17 protein-coding genes are annotated in these 13,426 nt (G+C 62.8%); 5 read left to right on the top strand and 12 right to left on the bottom strand.

Translation table 11 applies throughout. The features are described from left to right. The first annotated feature begins 3 nt into the window (after positions 1–3). Positions 4–756, top strand: coding sequence for a 3-hydroxybutyrate dehydrogenase (locus HNQ60_RS10350; protein ID WP_184331341.1), 753 nt, complete (start codon positions 4–6; stop codon positions 754–756). A 71-nt stretch (positions 757–827) separates the two neighbouring features. Continuing rightward, positions 828–1,931 (top strand): NADP-dependent oxidoreductase, encoded by a 1,104-nt coding sequence (locus HNQ60_RS10345; protein WP_246433499.1) that lies wholly within the window; start codon positions 828–830, stop codon positions 1,929–1,931. A 154-nt stretch (positions 1,932–2,085) separates the two neighbouring features. Here the strand turns inward: HNQ60_RS10345 and HNQ60_RS10340 are convergent, their stop codons facing one another. Next, a complete protein-coding gene (locus HNQ60_RS10340; RefSeq protein ID WP_184331340.1) occupies positions 2,086–2,901 on the bottom strand; it encodes an SDR family NAD(P)-dependent oxidoreductase in 816 nt (271 codons plus the stop codon). Positions 2,902–2,956: 55 nt separating this feature from the next. Here HNQ60_RS10340 and HNQ60_RS10335 point away from each other — a divergent pair, with 55 nt between their 5' ends. Beyond that, entirely contained in the window at positions 2,957–4,201 is a 1,245-nt protein-coding gene (locus HNQ60_RS10335; protein WP_184331338.1) for an MFS transporter, read from the top strand. Between the two features lie 4 nt (positions 4,202–4,205). On the opposite strand, the gene HNQ60_RS10330 is transcribed toward HNQ60_RS10335, so the two are convergent. The 8 genes from HNQ60_RS10330 to HNQ60_RS10295 form a co-directional block, all read right to left on the bottom strand. Further along, positions 4,206–6,032: a sensor histidine kinase gene (locus HNQ60_RS10330; protein ID WP_184331336.1), complete on the bottom strand. Its 1,827-nt coding sequence runs from the start codon at positions 6,030–6,032 to the stop codon at positions 4,206–4,208. 120 nt (positions 6,033–6,152) lie between these two features. Continuing rightward, positions 6,153–6,836 (bottom strand): class I SAM-dependent methyltransferase, encoded by a 684-nt coding sequence (locus HNQ60_RS10325; protein ID WP_221304120.1) that lies wholly within the window; start codon positions 6,834–6,836, stop codon positions 6,153–6,155. Then, entirely contained in the window at positions 6,836–7,147 is a 312-nt protein-coding gene (locus HNQ60_RS10320; protein WP_184331334.1) for a DUF2845 domain-containing protein, read from the bottom strand. Before HNQ60_RS10320 ends, HNQ60_RS10325 begins: the two co-directional genes overlap by 1 nt. Positions 7,148–7,188: 41 nt before the next feature. After that, positions 7,189–7,656 carry a methyltransferase family protein gene (locus HNQ60_RS10315; protein ID WP_184331332.1) on the bottom strand — a complete coding sequence of 156 codons (468 nt, stop codon included), beginning with the start codon at positions 7,654–7,656 and terminating at the stop codon, positions 7,189–7,191. 5 nt (positions 7,657–7,661) lie between these two features. Then, positions 7,662–8,036 carry a VOC family protein gene (locus HNQ60_RS10310; protein WP_184331330.1) on the bottom strand — a complete coding sequence of 125 codons (375 nt, stop codon included), beginning with the start codon at positions 8,034–8,036 and terminating at the stop codon, positions 7,662–7,664. Positions 8,037–8,238: 202 nt separating this feature from the next. Beyond that, a complete protein-coding gene (locus HNQ60_RS10305) occupies positions 8,239–8,664 on the bottom strand; it encodes a GFA family protein (protein WP_184331328.1) in 426 nt (141 codons plus the stop codon). 11 nt (positions 8,665–8,675) lie between these two features. Next, entirely contained in the window at positions 8,676–9,209 is a 534-nt protein-coding gene (locus tag HNQ60_RS10300) for a cysteine hydrolase family protein (protein ID WP_184331326.1), read from the bottom strand. Between the two features lie 51 nt (positions 9,210–9,260). Then, entirely contained in the window at positions 9,261–10,199 is a 939-nt protein-coding gene (locus HNQ60_RS10295) for a LysR substrate-binding domain-containing protein (RefSeq protein WP_184331324.1), read from the bottom strand. Between the two features lie 91 nt (positions 10,200–10,290). Here HNQ60_RS10295 and HNQ60_RS10290 point away from each other — a divergent pair, with 91 nt between their 5' ends. Together HNQ60_RS10290 and HNQ60_RS10285 are read left to right on the top strand one after the other, a co-directional pair. Further along, positions 10,291–11,352 (top strand): twin-arginine translocation signal domain-containing protein, encoded by a 1,062-nt coding sequence (locus HNQ60_RS10290; protein ID WP_184331322.1) that lies wholly within the window; start codon positions 10,291–10,293, stop codon positions 11,350–11,352. Between the two features lie 47 nt (positions 11,353–11,399). Then, positions 11,400–12,293 (top strand): TolB family protein, encoded by an 894-nt coding sequence (locus HNQ60_RS10285; RefSeq protein WP_184331320.1) that lies wholly within the window; start codon positions 11,400–11,402, stop codon positions 12,291–12,293. 71 nt (positions 12,294–12,364) lie between these two features. On the opposite strand, the gene HNQ60_RS10280 is transcribed toward HNQ60_RS10285, so the two are convergent. The 3 genes from HNQ60_RS10280 to HNQ60_RS10270 are packed head-to-tail and all read right to left on the bottom strand — an operon-like array spanning position 12,365 to position 13,422. Then, positions 12,365–12,880: a GNAT family N-acetyltransferase gene (locus tag HNQ60_RS10280; RefSeq protein ID WP_184331318.1), complete on the bottom strand. Its 516-nt coding sequence runs from the start codon at positions 12,878–12,880 to the stop codon at positions 12,365–12,367. After that, a complete protein-coding gene (locus HNQ60_RS10275; protein ID WP_184331317.1) occupies positions 12,877–13,164 on the bottom strand; it encodes a hypothetical protein in 288 nt (95 codons plus the stop codon). The genes HNQ60_RS10280 and HNQ60_RS10275 overlap by 4 nt, the downstream gene beginning before the upstream one ends. A gap of 6 nt (positions 13,165–13,170) precedes the next feature. After that, a complete protein-coding gene (locus tag HNQ60_RS10270) occupies positions 13,171–13,422 on the bottom strand; it encodes a hypothetical protein (protein ID WP_184331315.1) in 252 nt (83 codons plus the stop codon). Positions 13,423–13,426 lie beyond the last annotated feature (4 nt).

Here is a 13,426-nt window from a genome sequence, read left to right as displayed (position 1 = left end):
GTGATGTCCCGAACCATTCTCATCACCGGCGCTGCGAGCGGCATCGGCCTGGCACTTACCCAGCGCTTCGTTGCGACCGGTCAGCGAGTCATCGCGTGCGATCTGCATCGCGAATCGCTCGACCGGTTGCAGCAGAGCATTGCCGGTGTGCGAACGCTCGCGTTCGACGTGGCTGATGCGAAGCAGATCGAAGCTGCCATTGCCAGCGTCGCCGATGATCCTCCCGCGGTCCTGATCAACAACGCCGGTCTGCAGCACGTCTCGCCACTCGAACAGTTCCCCCCTGAGAAGTGGCAGCAATTGATTGCAGTGATGCTGACCGGCGCTGCCCTGCTGACTCGCGCTGTCCTTCCCGCGATGCGGGCGCGCAACTACGGCAGGATCGTGAACATCGGCTCGATCCACGGCCTCATCGCATCACCGTTCAAGAGCGCCTATGTCGCCGCGAAACACGGCTTGATCGGTTTCAGCAAATCGATCGCGCTGGAGACCGGCAACAACGACATCACGATCAACACCGTCTGTCCGAGCTACGTGAAGACGCCGCTGGTCGACGCGCAGATCGCCTCTTTGGCCGCGACTCACGGCATGAGCCCGGCGCAAGTCGTCGATGAGATCATGCTCAAGCCCATGCCGAAGCGGCAGTTCATCAGCCTCGAAGAGCTCACGGGAACGGTCGAGTTTCTGCTGAGCGATGCGGCCCGGAACATCACCGGGCAGAGCATCACGATCGATGGGGGATGGACGGCGCAGTAAACACGGAGTAACTCCCTCCACAAGAATGCTACCCTCCGGCCACAACAACTCGGCCGACCAGGGGGATCCGCATGTCCACGCGCAGAGAGTTCATCGCATCGGGTAGTGCTGTTGTTGGTGCAACGCTGCTTGCGGGCGCGGCACTGGGGGCTGAGACGCCGAAGGTCAATCGGCGCATCGTGCTGGCGAAGCGCCCGCAGGGCGAGCCGACACCGGCGGATTTCCGCCTGGAGGAAGTGCCCATCGCGGCGCTGAAAGATGGGGAGATGCTGCTCCAGACCGTCTATCTCTCCCTCGATCCCTACATGCGCGGCCGCATGAGCGAAGCCGCATCGTACGCAGCGTCCACTGAGCTGGATCAGGTGATGATCGGCGGTACCGTCAGTCGCATCGTCGCCTCGCGCAACTCCCGCTTCAAGGAAGGCGACCTGGTCAATTCCTTCAGCGGCTGGCAGGAGTATCAAGTCTCCACCGGCATGGGCATCACGCCGCTCGACCCTCGTATTCCGAAGCCTTCCTATGCGCTCGGCGTGCTCGGCATGCCGGGACTTACCGCGTATGTCGGCACACTGGATCTCGGTACACCCAAGGCTGGGGAGACGCTCGTTGTCGCCGCGGCGACCGGTGCCGTCGGCTCAGTCGTCGGCCAGATCGCGAAGATCAAGGGACTACGGGCTGTGGGCATTGCCGGCGGACCGGAGAAGTGCGAGTACGCCGTGAAGGAACTCGGCTTCGACGCCTGCATCGATCACCGCGACGCGAACATGCCGGGTCTCCTGAAGCAGGCGTGCCCGAAGGGCATCGACGTCTACTTCGAGAACGTCGGCGGCGCTGTGTGGGACGCGGTTCTGCCGCTGCTGAACACGCACGCTCGCATCCCGTTGTGCGGTCTGATCGCCCAGTACAACGCCACGAGCCTGCCGGCCGGCCCGGATCGCAGCTCGCAACTGATGGCCACGTTCCTCGTCAAGCAGATCAAGGTTCAGGGCTTCATCATCTCGACCTACTACAACCGCCAGGCCGCGTTCATCAACGACATGAGCATCTGGATCCGCGAGCGCCGGATCAAGTATCGCGAAGACATCACGAAGGGCCTCGAGAACGCACCGGAAGCGTTCATGGGGTTGTTCAAGGGAAACAACTTCGGGAAGTTGCTGGTGCAGGTGAGTGAGTAGACGAAAACAAAGAATCTCCACGGGGCATGAACGGGGTGGCCACGGGGTGCACGGGGCGGAGATTTATCCACGGAGCATCAAGTACTTCAGTTGAGCTCGTGTGCTCCGCCCCATGTGTCCCCGTGCTCCCCGTGGAAACTCTTCATCTGAACTCCTAGCCCTGCTGACCTACTGGCCTCTCATGGAACTGCGAGATCCGCCCACCATCCACGACGAGATCGTGCGAGTTGACGTAGCTGCCCTCGTCGCTCGCGAGGAACAGCGCTGCGTTCGCGATGTCCAGCGCATGGCCGCTGCGAGGGAGGGGGGTCGCGTGTGCGAGATTGTGTTCGAGCTTCGCGAGCTTGCGCTGATTCTCTTCGTCGCTCAGCGTATTGGCCCGGGCTGATCCGCCCCAGAAGATCGGCGTGGCGATCGCGCCCGGCGAGATTGCGTTCACGCGAATCCCGTACTGACCGAGATCAACGCCGGCGATGCGGGTGAGATGAGCAACGGCGGCCTTCGCCGCCGAGTAGAGCATCTGCCCCTGTCCGTAGCGGTGACCGGCGATACTCGCGTTGTTGATGATGCTGCCGCTCTTCTGGGGCTTCATCAAACGCGCCGCATGCTTGATGCCGAACACGACGCTGCCGACGAGCAACTGCATCGCGTACGTGAACTGCGCTTCGGTAACGTCATCGAACGTACCAGGCGTCGGCGCACCTGCGTTGTTGAACAGGATGTCGAGACGGCCGAAGCGCTCCGAGGCCGTGTTCACGAGCGCAGCAATATCCGCCTCGCGAAGAATGTCGGCTCTCTGGAACAGGGCGCGACCGCCGAGTTCCTTCGCCAGCGCCTCACCCTTGTCGACGGTACGACCGGCCAGGATCAGGGTCGCGCCCTCCTCGGCGAATCGTCGCGCGGTCGCTTCGCCGATGCCGCTCGTTGCCCCGGTAACGATCGCTACTTTTCCATCGAGCCTGCCTGCCATAATTCCCCCTGCGTCTCTTTCCGTGTGTCGTTCGAAGAGTCTGCCACCGCACGCCATGTCCGAGAATCCTCCGACGACGCTCAGTCGCGGTCACAAGATTGCCCTACTCGTTGCGCTCTATCTCGCGCAGGGGCTGCCTTATGGATTCTTTACACAGGCGCTGCCGGTGCTGCTGCGCGAAGCCGGCTACTCGCTGAAGGCAATCAGTGCACTGAGTCTGCTGTACTTGCCGTGGGCACTGAAATTCCTGTGGGCGCCTTATCTGGATCATCGAGGCACGGCTCGCGCGTGGTTGCTCACTTTCCAGATTGCGTCGATTGCGGCGGCGTTGCTGCTGACCCAGCTGAACCTCGACCACGGGCTCGTCGTCATTCTCGTCGCGGCCTTTGCGTTCAACATCATTGCCGCCTCGCAGGATGTGATCACCGATGGACTCGCCGTGCGGATGCTCGACAGTCACGAGCGTGGCGGAGCCAACGCGATCCAGGTGGGTGCCTATCGAATCGGCATGATTCTCGGCGGCGGAGTGCTGCTCATCGTGTTCGCGAAGACGGGCTGGTCCGTCACCTTCCTCTGCATCGCCGGATTGCTTGCATTGACGATGCTGCCCGTCCTGCCGCTGCGCGATGTCCGGCCGGGCACGGCGGCACCGCCCTCCTTTCGATCGCTTTCCATCGGCTGGGCCAGGCGGCTGGCCGCGCCTGGCATGCTCACGATCGCCGGCCTGATCTTCTGCTATCGCTTCGGCGATGCGATGGTCTCGAATATCCTGAACCCTTTCCTCAAGGACTCCGGCCTGAGCAACGAAACGATCGGTGTGATGAAGGGCATCGTGGGTTCTTCCACGAGTCTGCTGGGCGCATTGATCGGCGGCTGGTATGCGATGCGCGTGAACCGTCGCACTGCGATCCTCGTCACCGGCCTTGCACAGGCGGCGACCTTCGTTCTGTACGTCGTCGCAGCGCTTGGTGTGGGCGGGATTACGCTGTTGTGGACGGCGACGATCGCGGAAGGCCTCATCGGCACGATGGCAACAGTCGCTCTCTTCACGTTGATGATGGATGCGTCCGATCCTGAGCATGCAGGTACGGACTACACGTTGCTCGCCAGCATTTTTGTGCTGGTCAACAGCGCCGGCACGTTCAGCGCCGCAGCCATCGCGGATGCGTTTGGCTATCCACCGGCTTTCAGTATCGGCACGATACTCGCCGCTGCTGGCGTGATCGCCGTTGTGGTTGTGCTCGATCGGAAGCCGACGTCTGCGCGTGTCGCGGAGGCGTGGGGCGCACGAGGGATCTGAGTGCTCAGGATCTGATCACGCGCTGCGGCAGTTCAATAAAGAACGTCGCGCCACGACCGATCGCGCTCTCCGCCCAGACTCGACCGCCGATTCGTTCGACCGCCTTGCGCACCAGCGCGAGTCCGATGCCCGTGCCCGGATACTGATCCTCGCGATGCAGGCGCTGGAAGATCTTGAAGATGGTGTCGTGGTACTGCATGTCGAAGCCGATACCGTTGTCGGCTACGGTCAATCGCGCCCCATGTTCCGTGCGCACAGCGCGGACAGTCAGCGTCGGTGACTCGACACTCGTCGAGTACTTGATCGCATTGCCGATGAGATTGCGAACGGCGAGCGCCAACCCTTCGGCATCGAGGAACACGATCAGAGGCTCGATCTCGAGCTCTACTTTGATATTGCGGCGCTGGATCTCCTCCGCGCAGCCCTCCAGCACCGACTGCACCAGCTCCGGGACATCGACATCGGTGGCATGGAGGTCGCGACGTTCGATGCTCGCGTAGGACAGCAGATCGTCGATCAGCGAGGACATTCTCAGCACACCGCTGCGGATACGACGCAGATGAGCATCGCCCTGCGGCGACATGTCATTCACTTCCTCACGCAGCAGGTGCGCGAATCCGTCGATGGCCCGCAATGGCGATTTCAGATCGTGTGCAACAGCATACGAGAAACCTTCCAGCTCGCCGTAGGCGCGCTCGAGCTGCGCCGTTCGTTCAGCGACGCGCTTCTCCAGCACCGTGTTCAGATCGCGATAACGCTTCTCGCTTTCGCGCAGATCGGCATTCGCTTCATTCAGCCGCCGGTTCGAATCCATCAGATCGTTGTTCAGGCGCTGCGTATCGTTCTGCACCAGCGCTTCGCGGACACCGAGAACGATCGCGAAGATGATGAACAGTACTGCCGTCCATGTAAGGACGCGCGTCGTCAGCGTGGCGTGACTGGAGACAGCGACGATCACCATGATGATGATCAGCAGCGCCGGAATGACAGCCTCGATCCAGCGCTCCTGCATCAGTAGTCGCGCCGGCGGAAGCTCGCGCGGATTCAGGTGCGACCAGTGCCGCTCCACCGCAGCCCAGGAGAGGAACGCGAATACCAGCAGCCAGCTGACATTGATCAAGTCATCCGGCAGATAGGTGCGCGTGAACAATGCGTGCAGATAGATCAGGTTGCCGACGGCATACACGCCCGCCGCCACGACGATCTTGAGTACGACCGTCCACATCGCGCTCCAGCGATAAGTCCACAGCGTGTACAGCGCGTAGAGGAACGTCGCCGCGACGAACACGCTGCGACCGCCGCCCAGCCACAGGTAGTACCGCGGCACATTGGATTGAATCGCGGGCTCGATCAGCCCAAGGACGACCGTGACGGCAAGACAGCACAGCACCAGCGCAACGTTGCCGAGCTGCTTGGGCATGATCGGCGAGCCGTGATGCGATTCCGGCAGCTGGCTGATCGCGCCGATCGCCAGCAGCGGGAAGAGCAGGTAGAAAATCTGGCCGATGCTCTCGAACGGCATGTCGATGCCGAGCATCCAGCGGTTGTAGTTCCAGAGGAGCTGGCCGATGAACCAGCACAGGCAACCCGTACCGAACAGCCACCACGCGCGTGCGGATGACGAAGGCAATTGCCGCGCTGTGATGAAGCAGGACCAAGCTGCAGCCGCGGAGGCGAGCGTCCACGCGCCGTCGTTGACTGCTCGCGTCGTGACGTCATCCAGCAGCCATACGAGAACGCCGTACGCGATCAGGCCCACGAGCCAGAGGCCCGCGACTGACCAGTGCGAGAAAGGACGCGACAGGGATGCGTTAGTGGCGGCGATAGCCATCCAGAATCATCGGCAAAAGCTGAATAAAGGCGCTGAGAGCGGGTAACCCGGTGCGGCCGCGTCCCTGGCGGCAGGCTGCGGGAGCATGAGCTATCCGCCCCGCAAATCCAACGTCACGGATCACACTGCGGTGCGCGTAAACCGCAGGATTCTGCCTTTAGACTCAATCTCGGCGCCGCCGGCGCGACAGGGCATCTCGGTCCGCGCGAATCCCTCCGCAGCCAGCCGTTTGCTGAACTGGCCGCGATACCCGCGCCCAGGGTCTGCGACGAGCACTTCCGCGGCGGGCTGCGCATGCCTGGAAATGAACCCGGCCAGCAATGCCGCATGATCTGGTTCGTACAGCACGTCCCCACCAATGATCAGATCGAACCGGCCGAGGTCCGGATTTTCCTCACCCCAGGGCGCCTGGCGATAAGGAACCGGCGGCACTGCATTGAGCCCTGCGTTATGGCGCAGGAATTCTTCCGCGAGCGGGTGATTGTCGCTCGCAGTGATATCGGCGCCGCGCCGGCTCAGCACCAGACTCGACAGGGCCGTCCCGCAACCGACTTCGATGATCCGTTTGCCGTCGATCGGGAATTGCGTCATCTCGTAGGCGAGCGCGATGCCGACCGGCCAGATCATTCCGAAGATCGGCCACGTCGCGGAGGAAATGCCGGCTCGCTCCGCCGCGCCATCGGGATCGTAGTACTGCTGCTTGTCCGCAAGGATCCGCAGCCGATACTCATCGGCACCGACCTGCACCGCGACGATCTGAACGTTGTATCCCATCGGCAGCGCCGCAGGCGCATCGGGCGTCATCAGAGAATGCGTTCGATCGAGCGGATCTTGTTGTCGACGATCTTCACGCGGATCGGCGCGGCCCGCGAGCCGCGATCGTACGTCCAGTACTCGACGACCGTGGTTCCAGAACGATAGCTGCCGCCATTGACGTTCCGGGTCCAGACGTCTTCTTCCTTTCGTTCCTTCGCCGCGGGCTCGCCGCACTTGTTGAGAAGCTCGCCCACGGTGAGAGACGAATTCACGACCCACTTTCCGCAACGAATCGTTTCATCGGCCTGCGCCGCGTGCGCGCACGTTGCAAGGACCGCTGCAAGTAACCAGCCGCGCATGCTCCGACTCCCGTCGCTCGTCATGCCAGGAATCTTACACGCTACTGATGCGACCGCGTGAACCCGATCCAGCGTGGTACAGCCCGCACATATCCGTGCCAGTGATCTCCATGCGTGCGCGCAAGCCAGGGTTCTTCGCCATAAACGACGCGAAGATGGAACGCCAAAGCGACGGCGAGCGCGTAGATCAGCACGCCGGATGAATCGAACGTCAGTGCCCAGCCCAGCAGGATCGAGACCACGCTGACATACATGGGATTGCGGCTGTAGCGATACAGCCCGATAACGACCAGGTTCTTCGGTGGCGACCACGGAGCCAGCGTCCCCTTGCCCCTCACGTAGAAATCGCGCACGCACCAGAGCAATCCCAGTGTTCCCACGATCAGTACGATGAAGCCCGCCGGGTGAATGACCGTCCAGCGATTCGCACGCCACATCCATATCGCCGGAACTGCGAACGCCACGATGCCCGGCATGGCGAGAAATGCGAACAGCGCTTTCGCGAACATGCGCGTTACGCCTGCTTCAGCAGGAACACGTTGCCTTCAGGGTCATTGCCCAGGAACAGGCCGGCGTTCGCATCGGCCCACGGCGGCGGCGAGGCGTCGACGTCGCCCCCGAGTGCGCGCGCGATTCGACGGCTCGCTTCGATGCTTGGCACCGGAAAGTCCAATCGCAGCGCCGCCTGAGTACGACGCTCGGTTGCTCCTGACGTTGCGCCGCGGAGCATGGCTTTGGGGATCTGGTGAACGATGAAAGAAAATCCCTCGCAATCGAACTGCGCGTGGTCTTCGTCACGTCTCATGCACGTCATGCCGAGCGCCTGTTCGTAGAACGTCGCGACGCGTCTCAGATCCATGACGAACAACACCGCACTCACTGGCTGCATGAGATGCTCCGCTGCAGACGCTCCATCGGATCATCATTGCGCAGATCGACGGCGAAGGCGAGCATCGCCCGCGGCGGGAGCAGCACGTTCAGCCGGTGGTGCTGTTCTTGTTGTGGGTCCGACTTTAGTCGGACGTCATGCGAAGCATCCCTTGGGGATTACGTCCGGCAGAAGCCGGCCCACAGCACGACGGACAGACGTCTCACGAACTCGCGTAGGTGACGTCCGGAATCCAGTTGCGCGCACGACGCTCAAGCCTTTCGCCCTGCCCTTCACCGTCGAAAGACGCGGACGCGCGACGAAGCATCGATTCCGGAACGCCTTCGAATGCATTCACACTGACGACCGCGTACTCGCGGTCTTCGATGCGACTGGTGACGAGCGGCACGACGCCGCAGGCCGTGCACACATGGAAGTCGGCGGTGCGCGTACCGAACGAGTATCGCGATACCTGCGCTGGCGACCTCACGGTGACCGACAGCGATCCCGAGGGAGACGACGTCCAGACGCCGCCGTGCTTCACGCAAAAGGAACAGGAACACGCCCGCGCCGCAATCTCGATCGGATCGGGCGTAATGGTGAACAGGAAGGAAATGTTTCCGCAGTGACAGCGACCTGCGATTTCCATGAGCGTCGATCTCAGATGGTCAGATCGTTCGCGCGGACCAGCGTCGTTCGCTGGCCGAAGCTGTTCATGTTCTTCAGCGTCGTGTTGTGGTGCGCGATGATCTGCACGGCACTCAGGACTTCATTGTCGACCGTCGAGTGTCCATCCGAAATGAGCGTCACCTCGTAGCCCAGGGCGAGCGCCTGGCGCACCGTCGTGTCGACGCAGTAATCGCTCTGCAAACCGCACACGATCACACGATCGATGCGTCGTGACTGCAGCACTTCCTGCAGCGGCGTGCGATGAAACGAGTTGGGAGTCGCCTTGCGCACGCGCAGGTCCGTTGCTGTCGTGGTGAGCCCCTCGGCGATCTGCCAGCCTGCCGATTCGAATCGCAGCAGTTCATCATCTTCCTCGTGCTGAATCAGCACGACGGGAATTGCGGCGGAGCGCGCCTTCGCCGCAACGGCGTTGATGCGCTGAATCAATCCCGCCGCATCGAACGCGGCATAGCGGCCCGCGCAAAGCGCCTGCTGCATATCGATGATGAGAAGTGCCGCCGTCATGTCTTCGCCCATCCGCCCCGGACGGATCAGATCATACCGACGCAGGCTGTCTCAAGGCTGAACGGCGACAGCGGCACGAATGAAGGCGCGGGCAGTGTTGCGGTCGTTTGAAGCTTCCTCGCCCAGCCAGTCGCGGAACAGCGTGATCTTGCGGCTGCTGTGCCGGGCGGCGGGGTAACAGAACCAGAAGGCGCGCCCGTCGCTCGCGACGAAGTCATGCGCGGGCACCAGCCGTCCGGAAGCAAGCTCGTGATGAAAAAGGATCGGGGAGCCGATCGCGATCCCATGACCGGCGATGGCCGCCGCGATATCGAGATGCTCCGCGGCAAGCTGGGTCCCGAAGCGCTCGGCCGGAATCGCATCCGCCTTGCCCAGCGCCCGATACCACATCGTCCACCAATCCGGCCGGCCCAGCAGCGGCACCTGCACTTGCTCAGGCGCGTCGGCGATGAGCCTTGCGGCTTCCTTGAGCGCCGGGGTGCAAAGCGGCATGAAAATGCTGGGCAGCAGCTCGACTGCATGCAGCCCGGGCCAGCGTCCGTGACCGTTGCGGATCGCCGCGTCGAAACGACCGGCCGTCAGATCCTCCGGAACAGCTGACACGTCGAGTCCAAGCAGGATGGCGGGATGCCTGGTGCGAAAGCGGCCGAGTTTCGGCGTCAGCCAGCTCGTGCCGAGCGTGGGCAATGTCGTCAACGAGAGACGCGATTCGTCCGCGTCGACTGCGCGGATGAAGCTGGCGCGGAGTGCCGCGAATGCGTTCATCGCCTCGCGCGCCACAATCTCGCCGGACTCCGTGAGGACGACCTGGTTGGGATGCCGCACGAACAGCGGGACACCCACCTGCTTCTCGAGCTGGCGAACGTGATAGCTCACCGACGCCGCCGTGGTGTCGAGCTCTTCGGCTGCCTTGGCGAAGCTGCCCAGGCGAGCCGCCGCCTCGAAGGCGCGGATGGATGCCAGGGAAGGAAAGCGTCGATCGCTGACCATAAGTCGGCCTTAGCCTGCCGGCCGATCTTCGAATGGTCAACGCCGGCAGCAACGCGATCATCGCGGCACCTTCACCCGCCATGGATTTTTCATGCAGCACGAATCGCCTGCCTGCCTCACCCGTCGTCATTTCATTACACGCGCGACGCTCGCTGGCAGCGCGCTTGCGATCGGAATCCCCGTGTTCGCGGGCCCGGTCGATCACTCACGCGACTGGCGATGGCTGGTCGGGAACTGGGACGTCTTCCATCGTCGACTGAAAGATCGACTCGTCGGCAGCAACGAGTGGGAAGAGTTCGGCGGCAAGAGCGCGCTGTGGCTGACGTTGAATGGCCTGGGGACGATCGACGACAACATCGTCGAGTTGCCGGGCGGCACATATCGCGGAGTGACCTTGCGCGCGTTCGATCCCGCAACCGGCAAGTGGTCGATCTGGTGGATCGACGGGCGCGACCCGACGAGCATCGATGTGCCGGTCGTCGGCGGCTTCGAAGGCGACCACGGCACGTTTCTCGGTCGGGATGTGCTCAAGGGCCGTCCGATCGTGATGCGTTTTCGCTGGCAGGACATTCATAGTTCCCGTCCGTGGTGGGAGCAGGCATTCTCGACCGATGAAGGCGCAACGTGGGAAGTGAACTGGCGCAACTACTTCACGCGCACAGCGTCGACACCGACGCCGTTGCCGTCGCTCGCCGATGCGCCGAAGGATTTCGATTTTCTCGTGGGGCGCTGGAAAGTCCGGCATCGCAAGCTGAAGCAGCGATTCGCGAACAGCGGCGAATGGGAAACCTGCGACGGCACATTCGTGAACTGGCCCGTGCTCGGAGGCCACGCCAACGTGGGTGACAACGCCATGGAATTTCCGAGCGGAACGGTTCGGGGCATCGGCTTCCGCACGTTCGACGCTGCGAGCAGGCAGTGGTCGAGCTGGTGGCTCGACGGCCGCAATCCTTCGGTGATCGGTTCTCCCGTGCGTGGCGGATTCTCCAACGGCGTCGGCACGTTCATGGGCGAAGAGATGTCACAGGGCCGCCGCGTTCAGACCCGCGTCCTGTGGACGCACACTTCACACTCCGCGCGCTGGGAGCAATCGGGCTCCGTCGACGGCGGTGTCACATGGGAAACGAACTGGGTGAGCGACTACACGCGCTGATCCTCACCCGCGAAAGCGGGTGTCCATCCATAGCAACAGGAAAATCCATGGCACGTACTCGTTCCCTGCTTCTTGCGGGAATCACCCTCATCGCATCCGCGTCGGCGAATGCCGCAACGCTCGAGATCGTCGGCGACGCCGAAGCATTCGCGCCGGACATCGCGTCGACGCAGTACTCCGAAGTGCGACTGACCTTGAGCCCGGACGGCCGCACCGCTCTGTGGTTCAGTCGTGACAGGCCCGGCGGAGCTGGTGGCTACGACATCTGGATCTCCCACCGATCGAACGATCATTGGTCGACGGCGACACCCGTGCCCTTCAATTCTCCGGGGCGCGACTTCGATCCGGCGTTCTCCGCGGACGGCGCGTTCGTCTACTTCTGTTCCGATCGCGCCGGCGGCCACGGTGGCGATGATGTGTACCGAGTGCGCTTCACGCATAACGGGTTCGGTGCGGTCGAACATCTCGGCCCGGAGGTGAACAGCAACGGCAACGAGTTCGCGCCGATGCTGTCCGCCGACAGTTCGACGCTGATCTTCTCGAGTGACCGTGCGGGCGGTGCCGGCCGGCAGGATCTCTTCCGCTCACGTCATCGCAGCGATCGATTCGAAGTCGCCGAACGTCTGCCCGGCGAGATCAACACGGGCGGCGATGAATTCGACGCGACGCTGCTCGCCGACGGACGCACACTCGTCTTCGCTCGCGCGGGGGATTTCCGCACCGATCGCGTCGACCTGTTCGTCGCCACGCTGCGCGATGGACGATACGACGTCGGTCGCCTTCTGCCGCCGAGCATCAACATGCCTGACAAGGATACGTATGGCCCGATGCTCGACTGGTCAGGGCAGGGTCGATTTACGTTTTCCGCGCAGCGTCCTGGATCGCGCGGCATGGATCTGTATGTGGTGAAGTATCAGCTGATAACGAGCGGTGAGCGATGAGCGGCGAGCCGGAAGCCGGCGGCGTTCAGTTTCGTGATCATGACGGGAGCTCGCGGCTTGTGCTTTGGCCTTCAACTCGTGGCGCCGAATGCCTCGTGGTACGACACCGTGCCGCGCGGCAGCGCCGAGGTGAACGCGATCGCCTGAAAGTACTCGGGTGGCAAGCCGGGATAGACGAGGTTCGGTTCGGCGCGGAACCCAAAGCGACGGTAGTAGGCTGGATTGCCGACGAGTACGCAGCCGGAAGCACCGGACTCACGAAGCCGGCGAAGTGCTTCGTTCATGAGCGACGAGCCAATGCCGTGGCCTTGATGCCGGGGCACCACCGAAATCGGCCCCAGCCCGAACCAGCTCGGCGTGCCGTCGGAAATGGAGACCGGCGAAACCGCGACGTGCCCGACGATCTCATCATCGATCTCCGCGACGAGGGAGAGGGAGAGCTTGCCCGCGGCGCGGAGTGCGTTGACGATGAATTGCTCGGTGTGACCGGCATGCGGTGCGTTCCTGAACGCTGCTTCCGTGACTGTTTCGATCGCCGCCTGGTCGGCGCGGATCTCATCCCGGATTCGAACGGCGGCGCCGCTCATGGAGCCAGAAGAACTTCGCGAACGCGCTTGTACTCTTCGAGCCGCTCATGATCCTTCTGCGTCGGATTCGCGATCCTCGACAGATCCATGTTCTCTGAGTTGTCGGCGAGCTTCACCGTGCGGGCGATCGGATTCGCCGCCGCTCGCTTCGCCGCGTCCAGCCTCGATTCGCCGGGTGGCAGCATGACCCGGATCGGATGAAGGATGTAGGGCTGGCCGGACTTGTCGAGCTGGCCCGCGTGTGCCGCGGCGGCGATGGCAATGGCGCGCTCCAGAGTCGACATGAGTTGCTACCGATCCGACGACTGATCTGATTCGCCGCCTTGCTTTCGTCCGGCCGCCGGCACCATGCATGCTGGATTGCGGCGATAGCGAATGTAGCCCGACCCGGTGAAGACCGCGGCCGTGAGTACTCCCCACAACAAGCCGTGCGAGATCGCTGCGTTGGATGAAGCACCTTTGAGCAACTGCGCGGCGACCAGGATTGCAAACGCGACGACGAACGACAGCACCAGTCGCTTCAGCCAGAATCCGATTCCCACAATA

This window comes from Povalibacter uvarum (genome assembly GCF_014202975.1).
In the GTDB taxonomy this organism is placed as follows: domain Bacteria; phylum Pseudomonadota; class Gammaproteobacteria; order Steroidobacterales; family Steroidobacteraceae; genus Steroidobacter; species Steroidobacter uvarum.
This window is presented reverse-complemented; position numbering and strand designations above follow the sequence as displayed.

What these genes read in the sequence shown, in the direction of transcription:
- HNQ60_RS10350 (WP_184331341.1), top strand. Translation starts at nt 4, where the DNA reads ATGTCCCGAACCATTCTCATCACCGGCGCTGCGAGCGGCATCGGCCTG.
- HNQ60_RS10345 (WP_246433499.1), top strand. Translation starts at nt 828, where the DNA reads ATGTCCACGCGCAGAGAGTTCATCGCATCGGGTAGTGCTGTTGTTGGT.
- HNQ60_RS10340 (WP_184331340.1), bottom strand. Translation starts at nt 2,901, where the DNA reads ATGGCAGGCAGGCTCGATGGAAAAGTAGCGATCGTTACCGGGGCAACG.
- HNQ60_RS10335 (WP_184331338.1), top strand. Translation starts at nt 2,957, where the DNA reads ATGTCCGAGAATCCTCCGACGACGCTCAGTCGCGGTCACAAGATTGCC.
- HNQ60_RS10330 (WP_184331336.1), bottom strand. Translation starts at nt 6,032, where the DNA reads ATGGCTATCGCCGCCACTAACGCATCCCTGTCGCGTCCTTTCTCGCAC.
- HNQ60_RS10325 (WP_221304120.1), bottom strand. Translation starts at nt 6,836, where the DNA reads ATGACGCCCGATGCGCCTGCGGCGCTGCCGATGGGATACAACGTTCAG.
- HNQ60_RS10320 (WP_184331334.1), bottom strand. Translation starts at nt 7,147, where the DNA reads ATGCGCGGCTGGTTACTTGCAGCGGTCCTTGCAACGTGCGCGCACGCG.
- HNQ60_RS10315 (WP_184331332.1), bottom strand. Translation starts at nt 7,656, where the DNA reads ATGTTCGCGAAAGCGCTGTTCGCATTTCTCGCCATGCCGGGCATCGTG.
- HNQ60_RS10310 (WP_184331330.1), bottom strand. Translation starts at nt 8,036, where the DNA reads ATGCAGCCAGTGAGTGCGGTGTTGTTCGTCATGGATCTGAGACGCGTC.
- HNQ60_RS10305 (WP_184331328.1), bottom strand. Translation starts at nt 8,664, where the DNA reads ATGGAAATCGCAGGTCGCTGTCACTGCGGAAACATTTCCTTCCTGTTC.
- HNQ60_RS10300 (WP_184331326.1), bottom strand. Translation starts at nt 9,209, where the DNA reads ATGACGGCGGCACTTCTCATCATCGATATGCAGCAGGCGCTTTGCGCG.
- HNQ60_RS10295 (WP_184331324.1), bottom strand. Translation starts at nt 10,199, where the DNA reads ATGGTCAGCGATCGACGCTTTCCTTCCCTGGCATCCATCCGCGCCTTC.
- HNQ60_RS10290 (WP_184331322.1), top strand. Translation starts at nt 10,291, where the DNA reads ATGCAGCACGAATCGCCTGCCTGCCTCACCCGTCGTCATTTCATTACA.
- HNQ60_RS10285 (WP_184331320.1), top strand. Translation starts at nt 11,400, where the DNA reads ATGGCACGTACTCGTTCCCTGCTTCTTGCGGGAATCACCCTCATCGCA.
- HNQ60_RS10280 (WP_184331318.1), bottom strand. Translation starts at nt 12,880, where the DNA reads ATGAGCGGCGCCGCCGTTCGAATCCGGGATGAGATCCGCGCCGACCAG.
- HNQ60_RS10275 (WP_184331317.1), bottom strand. Translation starts at nt 13,164, where the DNA reads ATGTCGACTCTGGAGCGCGCCATTGCCATCGCCGCCGCGGCACACGCG.